This window comes from Rhodococcus pyridinivorans (assembly GCF_900105195.1).
GTDB classification, from domain to species: Bacteria; Actinomycetota; Actinomycetes; order Mycobacteriales; family Mycobacteriaceae; genus Rhodococcus; species Rhodococcus pyridinivorans.
Window position 1 is genome coordinate 3,943,630 of sequence record NZ_FNRX01000002.1, and the last position, 13,772, is coordinate 3,957,401.

12 protein-coding genes are annotated in these 13,772 nt (G+C 68.1%); 4 read left to right on the forward strand and 8 right to left on the reverse strand.

The window, feature by feature from the left end; translation table 11 throughout:
* Positions 1–28 precede the first annotated feature (28 nt).
* From BLV31_RS25570 to BLV31_RS25580, 3 genes are read left to right on the forward strand one after another with little or no spacing between them, the layout of a single operon-like run.
* Positions 29–358 carry a hypothetical protein gene (locus tag BLV31_RS25570; RefSeq protein WP_064060106.1) on the forward strand — a complete coding sequence of 110 codons (330 nt, stop codon included), beginning with the start codon at positions 29–31 and terminating at the stop codon, positions 356–358.
* On the forward strand, positions 352–618 hold the full coding sequence (locus BLV31_RS25575) for an AMP-binding protein (RefSeq protein WP_230810126.1): 267 nt from the start codon (positions 352–354) through the stop codon (positions 616–618). Before BLV31_RS25570 ends, BLV31_RS25575 begins: the two co-directional genes overlap by 7 nt.
* On the forward strand, positions 519–737 hold the full coding sequence (locus BLV31_RS25580; RefSeq protein WP_006553967.1) for a hypothetical protein: 219 nt from the start codon (positions 519–521) through the stop codon (positions 735–737). Before BLV31_RS25575 ends, BLV31_RS25580 begins: the two co-directional genes overlap by 100 nt.
* Before the next feature lie 72 nt (positions 738–809).
* On the opposite strand, the gene BLV31_RS18665 is transcribed toward BLV31_RS25580, so the two are convergent.
* The 6 genes from BLV31_RS18665 to BLV31_RS18690 form a co-directional block, all read right to left on the reverse strand.
* Positions 810–1,793 carry a TauD/TfdA dioxygenase family protein gene (locus tag BLV31_RS18665; protein WP_019288129.1) on the reverse strand — a complete coding sequence of 328 codons (984 nt, stop codon included), beginning with the start codon at positions 1,791–1,793 and terminating at the stop codon, positions 810–812.
* Positions 1,794–1,987: 194 nt separating this feature from the next.
* Entirely contained in the window at positions 1,988–2,713 is a 726-nt protein-coding gene (locus tag BLV31_RS18670; protein ID WP_033097347.1) for a hypothetical protein, read from the reverse strand.
* 145 nt (positions 2,714–2,858) lie between these two features.
* On the reverse strand, positions 2,859–3,371 hold the full coding sequence (locus BLV31_RS18675; RefSeq protein ID WP_064060107.1) for a hypothetical protein: 513 nt from the start codon (positions 3,369–3,371) through the stop codon (positions 2,859–2,861).
* The gene (locus tag BLV31_RS18680; protein ID WP_006553961.1) at positions 3,368–4,225 is read right to left on the reverse strand and encodes a ParA family protein; all 858 of its coding nucleotides are present in this window, start codon (positions 4,223–4,225) and stop codon (positions 3,368–3,370) included. The genes BLV31_RS18675 and BLV31_RS18680 overlap by 4 nt, the downstream gene beginning before the upstream one ends.
* A 95-nt stretch (positions 4,226–4,320) precedes the next feature.
* Positions 4,321–4,779 carry a hypothetical protein gene (locus BLV31_RS18685; RefSeq protein WP_248846169.1) on the reverse strand — a complete coding sequence of 153 codons (459 nt, stop codon included), beginning with the start codon at positions 4,777–4,779 and terminating at the stop codon, positions 4,321–4,323.
* A 152-nt stretch (positions 4,780–4,931) separates the two neighbouring features.
* Entirely contained in the window at positions 4,932–6,134 is a 1,203-nt protein-coding gene (locus tag BLV31_RS18690; RefSeq protein WP_064060108.1) for a hypothetical protein, read from the reverse strand.
* A gap of 793 nt (positions 6,135–6,927) precedes the next feature.
* On the opposite strand from BLV31_RS18690, the gene BLV31_RS18695 reads away from it, so the two are divergent.
* Positions 6,928–12,405, forward strand: coding sequence for an ATP-binding protein (locus BLV31_RS18695; protein WP_064060109.1), 5,478 nt, complete (start codon positions 6,928–6,930; stop codon positions 12,403–12,405).
* A gap of 73 nt (positions 12,406–12,478) precedes the next feature.
* Here the strand turns inward: BLV31_RS18695 and BLV31_RS18700 are convergent, their stop codons facing one another.
* Together BLV31_RS18700 and BLV31_RS18705 are read right to left on the reverse strand one after the other, a co-directional pair.
* Entirely contained in the window at positions 12,479–12,862 is a 384-nt protein-coding gene (locus tag BLV31_RS18700) for a hypothetical protein (protein WP_006553957.1), read from the reverse strand.
* 97 nt (positions 12,863–12,959) lie between these two features.
* Complete coding sequence (locus BLV31_RS18705; protein WP_064060110.1) at positions 12,960–13,739, reverse strand: alpha/beta fold hydrolase; 780 nt, start codon at positions 13,737–13,739, stop codon at positions 12,960–12,962.
* Positions 13,740–13,772 lie beyond the last annotated feature (33 nt).

The window sequence follows — 13,772 nt, forward strand, 5'->3', positions numbered from 1 at the left end:
ACGTGTTCTCCATATATCCGAGGTAGCCATGGCAGAGACCGTCCAGCAGGCACTCCGTGACCTGTTCGAGAACAACACCGCGGCCGTCGTCCACGCGATCGCCGGGGCCGGGCTCGCGGGCTTCCCGCTCGTCGGCCTCAACAACACCCGACGCGGTGAGGGTCTGGCACGCGACATCCTGCGTGCGGACTGCCAGATCCTGCTGACCGATGCCGAGCACGCCCCTCTGCTGGACGGCCTGGATCTCGGCGACGTCGCCGTCTTCGACGTCGCGAGCCCCGAGTGGCGGGCGCTCGTCGACGGGGCCTGTCCGCTCGAGCCGTACCGGAAGGTCGGGCCCACCATCCGTTCATGTTGATCTTCACCTCGGGGACGAGCGACGATCCGAAGCCGGTGATGCTCGCCCACATGATGGTGTTGTTCTCGGGCAGCACGCTCGTCCCGCAGTTCTCGATCACGAGCGACGACGTAATCTACCTGTCGATGCCGTTGTTCCACTCCAACGCGATCCTCACCGGGTGGCCTACAAGGACGCGGACGGCTGGATCTACCTCGCCGGTCGCACGGCCGACTGGATGCGCGTGGACGGCGAGAACCTCGCCGCCGCCCCTATCATGACCGCGATCGTGCTGCGCGACGAGACGTCGCTCGTACCCGAGGAATTCGAGAAGGAAGGACCCACAGCGGGCGACGGCGTGCTGTGGGTCCGCGAGAACGAGAAGTACGTCGTGGCCTGACGTTGAGGAGCGCGAAACGGTCTTCGGCGCGGGATGTTTCGCGCTCCTATGACCGTTTCGCGCTCTGCTGTGTCAGTGCCCGTCGAAGCCGGGCAGTCGCGCCGGCTCCTCGACCACCGAGTACTCGCTCGCGTCGCCCTGCACGACCCTGCTGCGCGAGCCGTCGACGCCGACGGGGATGTCGCCGGCGAGGGTGATGCGATGCAGGCGGCGGGTGTGGTCGCCGAAGTCGGCGATGCCGTAGTGCTGCGTGGCGCGGTTGTCCCAGATCGCGACGTCGCCACTCTCCCACGACCAGCGGAACGTGTTCTCCAGCTTCGTGATCCGACTCTGCAGCAGCTGGAGCAGCGCGGCGGTCTCCGACGGCTCGAGACCGACGAACTCCTTGACGAAGTGACCGAGCAACAGGGTGCGCTCACCCGTCTCGGGATGGACCCGCACCACCGGGTGGATCGTTTCGTAGGTGTTGCGGCGGAACTCGTCCTGGTAGCGGCGTCGCTCCTCGGTCAGCGCCGGATCGGAGCTGCCCGCGTCGAGCTTCTCGGCGTAGTCGTAGAGATTGGTGTGCAGGGCCCACAGGTTGTCGACGAGCGCCTTCAGCGCATCCGGCAACTGCTCGTAGGCCGCGGTCGTGGAGGCCCACGTCGTCGCACCGCCGTACGGCGGCAGGGTCACCGCCCGCAGGATCGACGCCTTCGGAATGCGGTCGACGAAACTGACGTCGGTGTGCCAGCTGTTCGCAGCACCCTCGATGGGCAACAGCCGCTTACCCTTCGAGTGGACCGTGGGGTGCGACTGGGTCTGCGTGCCGAGCAGGCCGGCGAAGGCCCACTGCTCCTCGTCGTCGAGGTGATGCTGGTCGCGGAAGACGATCGCCTTGTGCACGGCGAGTGCGTAGCGGATGGCCTCGACGGTCTCGGACGCCAACGAGCCGGACAACCGCACCCCGTCGATCCGCGCACCGATGTGCTCCCCCAGCTTGGTGACGACGATGCCCCCGGCGGTGTAGACAGATTCGGCGGTGGTCGTATCGCGATCGAGTTCGGTGATGGTCATGCGATCTCTCCTTCGATGATCTGAACCTGGCGTTGTCGCTTGCGCCGATTCAGTTCACCGCCATCCGTCGGCAGAGTCGACGGTTGTGGTCAGCGAGATCGAAACGAGCCGAGCTCGCTTACGGGAGATCGAAACGAGCCGAGCTCGCTTACGGGAGATCGAAACGAGCCGAAGCCGCTATCGGGAGTGCGTTCTCACTCGAGGATCTCGCTCCGCCAGAAGGTGTCGCCGTCGGGGACGGTCTCGTGGTCGTCGAAGAAGGTGACGAGCGCCTGTGCGGCTGCCGCGGCGTCGGGGAAGCGACGCCCCTCCATCGGTCCCCGGTTGATCTCGAGCGTCCCGGACACCGGATCGACGCGCCCCTGCACGCGGTATCCCCCGATGTCGGCGACCACCGCGAGCCGTCCGTCGTCGGTGTCGGGTTCGGCGACCGCCGGTGTGGCCGGACGTGCTACGCGGACGGCCGCTGCCGGCACCGGCGCCGCGTCGTGGTCGGGATCCTTGACCGCGTCGAGACCGAGCAGATCCCAATGATCTTGACCGTGAACGACATTGCTGCGCTGAATCGGGTGACTGCCGGTCGGTGTCCGGCCGGGGCGGTCGGCGAGCCAGAGCGCGACCTCCTCCTCGATTCCCCCTTCGATGTCGTCCGCGTCCACCACGTAGAACTCCGGTAGCTCGGGTGCGAGATCGACGAACACCCAGTACGACACGCCCGCACCGTCGGCGGCGGGAACTCCGTCGCGGCGTCGCGCGAGCCACGGATCGCTCGCCGTCGAGCACACCCGCACCACACGTTCGGATCCGTCCGCGCCCTGTACGCGGACGTCCCGCTGTCCAGGGATCGGCTCGGCCCGGCCGCCTCGCGCCAGAACCTCGGCCACGAAGGCCGCGACTCCCTGTCGAACGATGTCCCCCATATCGACTCCTCTTCTCGGTGCGCACATCGAGCAGTGAATCGGGATCGACGCGCGATGTGCCCACGTCCTGCGCGGTCTCATCGAGACCGGAGGTCTGGTGCGACCATACGTGGCTACGAGCAGAAGAAGAACTGCATGTGACCGATCACCGGAAAGCATCACCCTTCGTGGTGAGCGCCTTGACCCGTTCGACGATGCGGTCCTGAAGTTTGGACGGGGTGCGCCAGCGCATCGCGAGTTTGTCGTAGTCCATGGCGTGCTCGGCGATGATGTCCTTGAGTTGTTCGACCCCGAGGGTCGACAGCCTCTCCCGCAGAGTCGCCTCGCCGCTCTCGCGGAACACCACGAACGGGTCGAAGGCCCCGGGTGCGCGACGACTGCGACGCGCAGACATTCGGGCCGCGGCCGGGCGCGTAGCAGGAGCGGGAGCAGGGGTCGGGGCGCTTGCGTCCGCGGTAACCGAGAGCGCTCCCGCGAGTGCCCTCGCGAACCGCGGCGTGCGCGCCGCCTCATCGGCGATCACCTGGACGAGAGCGACGAGCGCGCCGGCCGTGCCGGGTGCCGCCTCGTCGAGACGGAGCAACGCCGAACTCGCCTCGCCGATGCGCACCCGCAGACGCGCCTGTGCCATGTCGGTATCGGGGTCGGGATTCGTCACAGGTACACCTGCGCATTCATCATGATCGTCTCGGTGAGGATTCGCAGTGCGTCGTACTGGCCGGTGTTGCCGTACTTTCGCTTGAGCGTGCCGTAGGGCACGAACTCGGCGGACGCCGCGATCTGATTGGCCTCGGGCACCCAGGCGGGAACGACGCTCGCAATCCGGGGGTCGCGCTGGAGCTGTTCGATGATCGTGCGGTGCAGATTCGAGGCACTGCGGTACTTCGTGATGACGAGACCGATCTCCCGCACGGTGTGCCCGGTCCGTGTCGCGAATTCCTGGATCTTCGTCTGCAGCGGCGGAATTCCGTAGGTGGACAGGATGTCGGGAATCGTCGGGATGAGATAGCCGTCGGCGAGACGCAATCCGTTGAGGGTGAGGATCCCGAGATTCGGCGGGCAGTCGATCAGGATGTAGTCGTACCGGTCGGCGATGGGCCGGACAGCGGAGAGCAGCACCTCGACGGGACGGTGCGAGCCGGGATCGGCGTACTGCTGGTGGGTGAGCCCCTCCTGGATGTCCATGAGATCCAGCGACGACGCGAGCAGGTCGAGATCACGGACCGCTCGCACGGGCGAGACGTTCTTCTGGACGGCCTTCTCGATGTCGAACGCGTCGGCGTGGGGCGTGATCGCCTTACGGAAGAGCGTCGCGAGGGTCAGACCGAGTTCGTTCAGTTCCTGCCAGCGCTCCTCCCCCACCATCATCGTGGTGAGGTTGGTCTGCGGGTCGAGATCGATCATCAGCACCCGCTGCCCGAACTCCGCCGCCATGAACTCGCCCAGAGCGGCCGTCGTCGTGGTCTTGCCGACGCCACCTTTCAGGTTGATCGTCGCGATTACCCGTGCCACCCCACACCTCTTCGGGAAAGAAATTCATTACTCGATATCGCGAGCAAAACTACCCGAAGGCGGACATACGAGGCAGCCGGGTGACAGCTACCGGATCATCGGCCCTTCGACTCGACCGCGAGACGGGGCATGCCGGCGAGTTCGTCGGGCGTGACGTACGAATCGGAGGTCGCGAAACCGCTCAGGTACAGCGGCGGCTTGCGGTCGGCGACCGCGCGCACGATCTGCCCCTCCGAGACGAAGACGATGAGCCCTTCGGCATCGGATCCCGGCATGTTCCGCCAGGTGACTCCGGGGGTGTGCATCACGCGGTTGAGTTCGCTCATCAGCACCGGGACGCGGAAGTAGTACATCCGGTCCCACGACTCGACACCCGCTGCGGCCGCGACCTCCCCGAGCGTGCGGGACTGTCCGGAGACGAGCACCGATTCGAACTCGGCCTCGAGTTGCGGGTCGTCGACGACGGACACGCTCGTCGCCCCCGAACAACCCGAAACCCCCAGCACCGCAGCGACAGCCAGCGCGAAACCCGTACGCACGAACCGCGACGCCACCGCACCCCCCTGTGTATCGACCCCCGATAGGACGCGAGGAAGCTACCACCGGTTCGGACGAATACACCAGTGAAGACGGTCACTTTCCACGAGTTCGGGGATACGACCCGAAACGCAGCCGAATCGATGTGACAGATTACAGTAACTCCGAGTTACTCCTTTGCGGTGAGCTCGGCGATGTCCGTCCACAGAGCACTGCGGAGCGCGACCATCGGTTCGGCTGCGGCGCCGAGCTGGTCGCCGACGAAATCGGTGTTCTCGGCGGACAACTCGCGCGCACCCGATCTGCCGATCAGGTCGTCGATCCGCTGGTCGAGACTCGCGGTCCGCTGCGCGATGTGTGTGAGATGCAGATGGCCCTCCGCGCGCGTGAGCAGGTCGCCGATGCGCGCGAGCGCGGTGACGCGCGCAAGGATCTGGTCCCATACCGGTTCGAGCGCTGCCACCCGGGATTCGAGATCGGACCGCGCCTCGGGCGCCGATCGGATCGCGGACTGCAACTCGTCGAGCAGGTCGCGCAGGGCGACGGTGTCCACCGCGATCTGGGTGAGCTCCTCGGCGAGATCGAGCTGGGCTCGTTGAACCTCGAAGTACTCCGAACGCCACGCCGCCGATGCCTCGACGCGGTCGTACAGGGAACCGGCGAGGAAGAGCAGGGTGTCGTAGCGGTCGACGAAGCGGTCGTCGCCGGAGGGCACCTCGCGTCCGAGCCGTTCGGCGACGCGACGCCCCGTCTCGGCCAGCGGGGTGCGTTCGGACCAGCGACCCACGCGGTCGACGGCGACACCGAGCACCACTCCCCGGGCCTGCTCGACGGGCGTGACGGGCAGGGGCGCCGGGGTGCGTCGCAGTGCAGCGAACAGCGCCTCGCGTTGTTCGATCTCGAGATGCAGCCCGTCGCGTCGGTCGCGGCGCACGGCGCGGACGCCCTGGGCGTAGTGCAGCGGCGAGTGCACGACGGTCTGTCGCGCCGCCCGGATGCGTTTGCCGAGCTCATTGGCCCGGTATTCGAGTGCGAGTCGTGCAGCGCCGGGACGCAGGCCGTCGATCCGTGTGCGGAGGCGGGCGTGCTCGTCGGACAGGCGGCGCAGCTCACCGAATCCGTCGAGGGTGGGCAACCGGCGCCCGACGCGCCGGCGGTTCGCCAGCACAGCACGTGCCGATTCGTCGAGGTAGCCGGCGGCCAGTGCGACCGCCGCGGCGTCCGACAGAGGAGCGTGCCCGCCCTCGATACTGCCGGTCTCGCACCACCGGCGGACCTGCCCGGCGATACGTGTCCGCCGGTCCACCGACGGGATGTCCCGGCCGGGCGCGTCGTCGCGCCCCGGGAGGTGGGGTCGATCGGCTTCGGACACGGGGATCCTCCTCGCGGCTCGTCCGCAGGCATGCACCGTCCACTGTTCCAGATTCCGCGCGGGCTCGGAGAAATGCCCGGTAACGGCCCCGATCCCGGGCGCTCGACGGGCACGATCCCACACGTCCACGGCCGCGCTCCGGTTCGGTTGAGACCTTCACCTTTTCGCCCTTCGTGACGGATGTCACAGCATTATCGAGGTAGCTCCGAACGATTTGCCCGATCCCGGATCGCGCCCGAGACGGGGGCGCGCGAAAACCGTTGCGTACCAGCAGAAGCGAGAGGAAGCCGGCGACGGGTCCCTGACCCCTCAGGAAGTTACCGATCGGTGTTACTGCACAGTACCGGCGGCCTCCGGGACCGGAGACCCCCTCCCCGACACCCGTTCCCGAGCGAAATCCTCTGCGCGCGAATGCCCGTGAGAGAAGTCGGCCACGAGCGCGCCGCCGATCGCCCCGCATGGAAGCAAAACGTGACAAACCCTCATGTTTCCTCCATGCTGTAATCCGAACGGAGCCTTCGCCCAGGGGGACGTGACCGTCGCAACCGACGGCCGTAGCTGCGGAGACCTGTTCGAAACGGTCCTTCGGACACCGCGGATGTTGCCCGGTGGATCGACGACGAACACGCATGCCCATGCCAACCACGAGGAGCCGACCGCTACATGTTCCCGCTCGCGTCGCCAACACGAGGCGTGGAAGGTAGGACCGGTTAGTTTGACTTCCTCATTGGGGTGGAGCTTCGAGACGCGCGCCCGATGCGTGCACAAACCATGGAGAACGGTGGCAACGAGTATGTTCAAGCGGATCGCAGTGGTCAATCGCGGTGAGGCGGCCGTACGCCTCATCCGGGCAGTCCGGGAGCTCAACTCCGAGCACGGCTACGACATCAAGACGATCGCTCTGCACACCGATGCCGAGCGACGGGCGATGTTCGTCCGTCAGGCCGACGAAGGAGTGACCCTCCGGCCGTCGACGACGGCGGCGACCCCCTACCTCGATCATGCAGAACTCGAGCGTGCGCTCCTCGAGGCGAAGGCCGACGCCGTCTGGGTCGGCTGGGGCTTCGTCGCCGAGGACCCCGCCTTCGCCGAGCTGTGCGCCCGCCTCGGGATCACCTTCATCGGTCCCTCCGCCGACGCCATGCGTCTGCTCGGCGACAAGGTCGAGGCGAAACTCCTCGCCGAGAAGGTCGGCGTTCCCGTCGCACCGTGGTCCGGTGGACCCGTCGATTCCCGCGCCGACGCGCGACGCCACGCGCAGGCCATCGGCTACCCGCTGATCATCAAGGCCCGCTCCGGCGGCGGTGGCCGTGGCATCCGCAAGGTCTACGCCGAAGACGAGCTCGAGCTCGCCCTCGAGCGCACCCAGGGTGAGGCCGAGCGTTCCTTCGGCGACCCCGTCGTGTTCATCGAGCGTCTCGTCACCGACGCACGCCACGTCGAGGTCCAGGTCATCGCCGACAAGCACGGCAACGTCTGGGCCCCGGGCGTGCGCGACTGCTCGATCCAGCGCAAGAACCAGAAGGTCATCGAGGAGTCCGCCTCGCCGCTGCTCACCAAGGAGCAGTCCGACCACCTGCGCACGGTCTCGGCCGATCTCGTCCGCGCCGCCGGCTACGCCGGTGCCGGCACCGTCGAGTACCTCTACCAGCCCGACCTGAAGATCTTCACCTTCCTCGAGGTCAACACGCGTCTCCAGGTCGAGCACCCCATCACCGAGGCCACGACCGGCATCGACCTCGTGAAGCTGCAGATCCTCGTCGCCTCCGGCGAGAAGCTTCCCGGCGAGTGCCCCGGCGAGTTCGGGCACGCCGTCGAGGCCCGCCTGAACGCCGAGGACGCCGCCAACGGCTTCGCACCCGCTCCCGGCACCGTGCAGCTGCTCAAGTTCCCGCTCGGCTCCGGTCTGCGTGTCGACACCGGCATCGCCCAGGGCGACGTCATTCCGCCCGACTACGACTCCATGGTCGCCAAGATCATCGCGTGGGGCCGCGACCGCGACGAGGCACTCGCCCGCCTGCGCACCGCTCTGCGCGAGACCACCGTCGTCCTCGACGGCGGCACGACGACCAAGTCGTTCCTGCTCGACCTGCTCGACCGTCCCGAGGTCATCGACGCCTCCGCCGACACCGGCTGGCTCGACCGCACCGGCGCCGGCGCCGAGACCGGTCCGTCCAAGGTCGCCGACGTCGCTCTGATCGCGACGGCCGTCGATGTCTACGACACCGACGAGGCCCACGAGCGCTCCGCCTTCCTCGCCTCCGCCCGCGGCGGTCGGCCGCGTGCCGGACACGCCGTCGGACGCAAGATCGAGCTGAGCTACCAGGGCCAGGCCTACGAGCTCGTCGTCGGCCAGGTCGGCCCGCACCGCTACCGGGTCGACACCGGTTCCGCCGAGTTCGACGTCGACGTCGAGCGGCTCGGCGACTACGAGTCGCGCCTGACCCTCGGCGGACGCCGCCACAACGTGGTGTCGATCGCCGGTCCGGCCCACTTCCTCGTCGAGGTCGACGGCATCAGCCACCAGATCAGCCAGGACGAGGCCGGCGTGGTGCGCACCCCTGCCCCGGCCGTGGTCGTCGCGGTTCCCGTCGCCGTCGGTGACGAGGTCGAGGCCGGTCAGACCCTCGTCGTGCTCGAGTCGATGAAGATGGAGACCGCGGTCCGCGCTCCCTTCGCCGGCAAGGTCCGCGAGATCCTCGCCGTCGTCAACGCGCAGGTCGACGCGGGCGCCCCGCTTCTGCGGGTCGACCAGATCGTCGAGGAGGTCGTCACCGAGACCGTCGAGCGCGTGGAGTTCGCTGCACCGGCGCCCTCGCTCAGCGACGATGTCGCCGCCGACGCACTCGCTCGCCTCGACTCGCTCGCCGCTCTGGTCACCGGATACGACGTGTCCGCCGAGCGCACCGCGGCACTGCTCGCCGAGTACGAGCGTCTCTCCGGCTCGGTCGACTCGTGCGCGCTCGTCCGCGCCGAGCTCTCGCTGCTGACGACCTTCGCGGACGTGTGCGAACTGTCGCGCAACCGTCCGACCGAGGAGGAGAAGAACAGCGACGACCGGGTCCACAGCCCCCGCGAGTTCTTCCACGGCTACCTGCAGTCGCTCGACGTGGAGGTCGGGGGTCTGCCCGACAGCTTCCGCGCGCGTCTCGCCCGTGCCCTGCGGCACTACGACGTCCTGGAACTCGATCGCACCCCGGAGCTCGAGGAGGCCGTCTACCGGTTGTTCCTCGCGCTCGAGCGCATCGAGGCCCACGTCCCCGTGGTCACCTCGCTGCTCGACCGCTGGGTCGAGCGCGACGACACCGAGGTGGGGATCTCCCACGAGCTCAACGAAGTCCTCGACCGGCTGATCGTCGCGACCCAGGTCCGCTTCCCGGTCATCGGCGACACCGCCCGCAACCTGCGGTACCGCTACTTCGAGGAGCCGGTGATCCGCAAGGCCCGCGAGCAGGTCTACGACGGGGTCCGCGGTTCGCTCGCGTACCTCGCCGAGCATCCGCAGGCGACGGACTACGCGCAGCGCATCGATTCGCTGGTCGCCACACCCGAGCCGCTGATCGACCTTCTCGCACAGCAGATCACGCGTCCGGAGACCGTTCCGGGCCCGCTGCTCGAGGTCATCGCTCGCCGGGCGTACAAGATCCGCACCCTCGAGGACGTGCGTTCGTGCACCGTCGGCGGACACCAGTTCGTCACCGGCAACTTCGATCTGCGCGGCACGCGCCTGTACCTGATCTCCGCCGAGGCCCCGCAGGCCGAGTTCGCGTCGCTGCTCGACGCCGTCGAGGAGTCGGCGGCCTCGGTTCCCGACACGAAGAACCTCGTGATCGACCTGTACCTCGCGTGGGACGACGCTCCGGCCGATGCCGACGCCCAGGCCGACGCGCTGCGCGCTGAACTCGCCGCACGCCCGGTGACCGGCGTGGCCCGTCGCGTGACCGTGACGGTCTGCCACACCGACACGGCCGAAGAGCACGTGTTCACCTTCCGCCCCTACGAGACCGGATACGCGGAGGAGACCAACATCCGCGACATCCACCCGCTCACGGGTCAGCGTCTGGATCTGTGGCGCCTGAAGAACTTCGACGGCACCCGCCTGCCCGCCAACCCGGACACCTACCTGTATCACCTGGTGTCGCAGGACAATCCGTCCGATGAGCGGTTCATCGCCCTCGCCGAGGTGCGCGACCTGACGCCGCAGCGCGACGAGTCCGGTCGCATCGTCGGACTGCCGGCCTTCGAACGCGCTCTCGCGAGCTCGCTCGACGGCATGCGACGCGCCCAGGCCAACCGCGGCGGGCGACGTCTCGACGCGAACCGCGTGGTGCTCTACGTGTGGCCCGCCGTCGATCTCGACATGGAGGACCTACGCCGCATCGGCCGCAACGCCGCGCCGCTGACCGTGGGTGCCGGACTCGAGGAGATCACCGTCATCGGGTCGTGGCGTGATCGCCAGGACGAGCCGGCACGCGAGGTCGCCCTGCGCTTCTCGTACCGCTCCGGTGCGGGCGTCATCGTGCGGGTCACCGAGCCGCCGAAGGAGCCGCTGAAGCCGCTCGACGAGTACACCCAGAAGGTCCAGCGGTCCCGTGCCCGCGGCACCGTCTACCCGTACGAGCTGATCCCGCTGCTCACCGGCGGCGAGGGCACCTTCGTCGAGTACGACTTCGACGAGCAGGGCACCCTCGTGCCCGTCGACCGCCCCTACGGCCGCAACACCGCGGGTCTGATCGTCGGCGTCGTCGACACCCCGACCCCGCGGTACCCCGAGGGCATGAAGCGCGTCACGCTGTTCGGTGATCCCACCAAGGCGCTGGGCACCGTCGCGGAGGCCGAGTGCTCCCGTGTGGTCGCCGCGATCGACCTGGCGGAGAGCCTGAACGCTCCCGTCGAGTGGTTCGCGCTGTCGTCCGGCGCGACGATCTCCATGGACTCGGGCACCGAGAACATGGACTGGGTGTCGCGCGGTCTGCGTCGCATCATCACATTCACGCAGAACGGCGGCGAGATCAACGTCGTGGTCACCGGCATCAATGTCGGCGCGCAGCCGTACTGGAACGCCGAGGCGACGATGCTCATGCACACCAAGGGCATCCTCGTGATGACCCCGGACAGCGCCATGGTGCTCACCGGCAAGCAGTCGCTCGATTACTCGGGTGGCGTCTCCGCCGAGGACAACTTCGGTATCGGTGGCTACGACCGCGTCATGGGCCCCAACGGTCAGGCGCAGTACTGGGCCCCCAACCTCAGGGCCGCCATCGAGACGCTGTTCGCGCACTACGCCCACGCCTACGTCGCGCCGGGCGAGCGCTTCCCGCGCAAGGCCGCGTCCACCGACCCGGTCGACCGCAACGTGTGCGTGTACCCGCACGTGCATCCGTCCAGCGACTTCACCACCGTGGGCGACATCTTCTCGTCCGAGACCAACCCGGATCGCAAGAAGCCGTTCGACATCCGTACGGTGATGCGCTCGGTGGTCGACCAGGACCACGCTGTGCTCGAACGGTGGGCCGACATGGCCGACGCCGACACCTCGGTCGTGTTCGACGCGCACCTGGGCGGAAACCCGGTGACGGTCATCGGCATCGAGTCCCGCGCGATCCCGCGCAAGGGCTGGTTCCCCGCCGACGGACCGGACCAGTGGACCTCGGGCACGCTGTTCCCCAAGTCGTCGAAGAAGACGGCACGGGCGATCAACGCGGCGAGCGGCAACCGTCCGCTCGTGGTGCTCGCCAACCTGTCGGGCTTCGACGGCTCCCCCGAGTCGCTGCGCAACCTGCAGCTCGAGTACGGCGCCGAGATCGGCCGGGCCATCGTCAACTTCGACGGTCCGATCGTGTTCGTCGTGGTCTCCCGCTACCACGGTGGTGCCTTCGTGGTGTTCTCGGGCGCACTGAACGAGAACATGGAAGTCCTCGCCGTGGAGGGTTCGTTCGCCTCGGTGCTCGGTGGCGCTCCGGCGGCTGCGGTGGTCTTCACCCGCGACGTCAACAAGCGCACCGCGAGCGATCCGCGGGTCGTGGAACTCGAGGCGCAGCTGCGGGCCGCCGAGGACGGCGACAAGGCACGATTGGGCGTCGAGCTCACCGCTCTGCGCACCGCGGTGCGGTCGGAGAAGCTCGGTGAGGTGGCAGCCGAGTTCGAGGCGATCCACAACATCCAGCGCGCACAGCAGGTCGGCTCGGTCGACGCGATCGTGCCGGCGGTCGAGCTGCGGCCGCAGATCATCGCGGCCGTCGAGCGCGGCATGGCACGCACGCTCGCGTAACCCACGCAACGAGAGCGAGACCCCACCGGAACACTTCCGGTGGGGTCTCGTCGTCGTGGGGCCGTCGTGCGGGTCAGTCGTCGTGATCGTCGTCCCGGTCGTCGTCCCGGTCGTCGTCGTGCACATCGTCACAGCGGTCGTCCCACGCGTCGTAGAAGTCCTCGACGTGGTCCGGCACCGTGTCGTCCCAGTCCTCGAACCACGCGTCGCAGCTCGTGACGTCGATGTAGGGGATGTCGGTGGGCAGGTCACCCGGCCCCGCATCCCGGGCCGGGTCGACGCCCGCCCGAACAGTTCCATCCGGGCCGCCGGTCGTCGTCTCGTCCACCACGCGGGCGACGGTGAACGACGACGGTTCGGAGGGAGCGGACTCACCTCGGTTCGCCGACACGAAACCGACGGTGCCGGCCGTCATCGCGACCGCTACAGCGGTCACGGCCCATGCGGTGCGGCTCATCGCCATGATCGTTCTCCTCGACTCGGTGTTCGTCCTGGTCACCGGTAACTTTGGCGCACGACGATGAGGGGTCGATGAGCCGAAGATGACGAAACCTTCATCCGAGACGCGTACGGATCCACTCGACCAGGATCCTGGCTACCTCGTGAGGAGCCTCCGGGACGAGGGCGTGCCCGCAAGCCGGCACGACGGCCGTGGAGACGAGTTCGCTCCCGAACTCGTCGACGAGCTCACCTCGGGTCTCCGCGGGCCGGAAAACGTCCTCTCCTGCTTGTACGTCGAGCAGAGGTGACGGCGCCACCGTCCACCACGATTCCTTGTCGGTCGCGGCCATCGCTGCCCGCTGCGACACGATCGCGTCGGGCCACCACCCGTCGAGCCACACCGCCGGATCGTGTCCTGCGGCGAAGAAGACGTCGCGCAGGTGCACGAGTCGTTCGTGGTCGGGAAGCGAGAGGTCGGAGCACTTGGCGACACGCTCGGTCAGCGAAGCCGGAAACCGGCGGGCCCCGGCGGCGAGCACGGCGACCCCCCGGACGAGTTCGGGCCGGTCGGCGGCGAGTACCCGGGCCACGTAGTGCCCGAACGCATGACCGGCCACAACAGCGGGTGCGGCGTCGAAATGCTCGATGACGGCGGCGACGTCGCCCGCGAGATCGTGCAGGTCGAGACCGGTCATGGGTCCGCGGCTGCTGCCGATACCCCGGGGTTGCGGTCGCAGAGCGGTGAATCCCGCTGCGGCGAGGTCGCTCGCGATCGAATCGAATTCGTAGGAGTCGCGCCCGAGGGAGGGCAGCAGGACGACTGCCGGCCCTTCCCCGTCGAGACGTACCTCGAGTTCGGCCACCGGTGTTTCGACAAGACGAGTGTTGCTCACGGGGCCATCCTCTCATCGCCGGAAAGACCTGTG

Excerpts from the sequence above, each read along its gene's own strand:
- BLV31_RS18670 (WP_033097347.1), bottom strand. The coding sequence starts at position 2,713 with ATGGGGGACATCGTTCGACAGGGAGTCGCGGCCTTCGTGGCCGAGGTT.
- BLV31_RS25575 (WP_230810126.1), top strand. The coding sequence starts at position 352 with ATGTTGATCTTCACCTCGGGGACGAGCGACGATCCGAAGCCGGTGATG.
- BLV31_RS25570 (WP_064060106.1), top strand. The coding sequence starts at position 29 with ATGGCAGAGACCGTCCAGCAGGCACTCCGTGACCTGTTCGAGAACAAC.
- BLV31_RS18665 (WP_019288129.1), bottom strand. The coding sequence starts at position 1,793 with ATGACCATCACCGAACTCGATCGCGATACGACCACCGCCGAATCTGTC.
- BLV31_RS18700 (WP_006553957.1), bottom strand. The coding sequence starts at position 12,862 with ATGAGCCGCACCGCATGGGCCGTGACCGCTGTAGCGGTCGCGATGACG.
- BLV31_RS18695 (WP_064060109.1), top strand. The coding sequence starts at position 6,928 with ATGTTCAAGCGGATCGCAGTGGTCAATCGCGGTGAGGCGGCCGTACGC.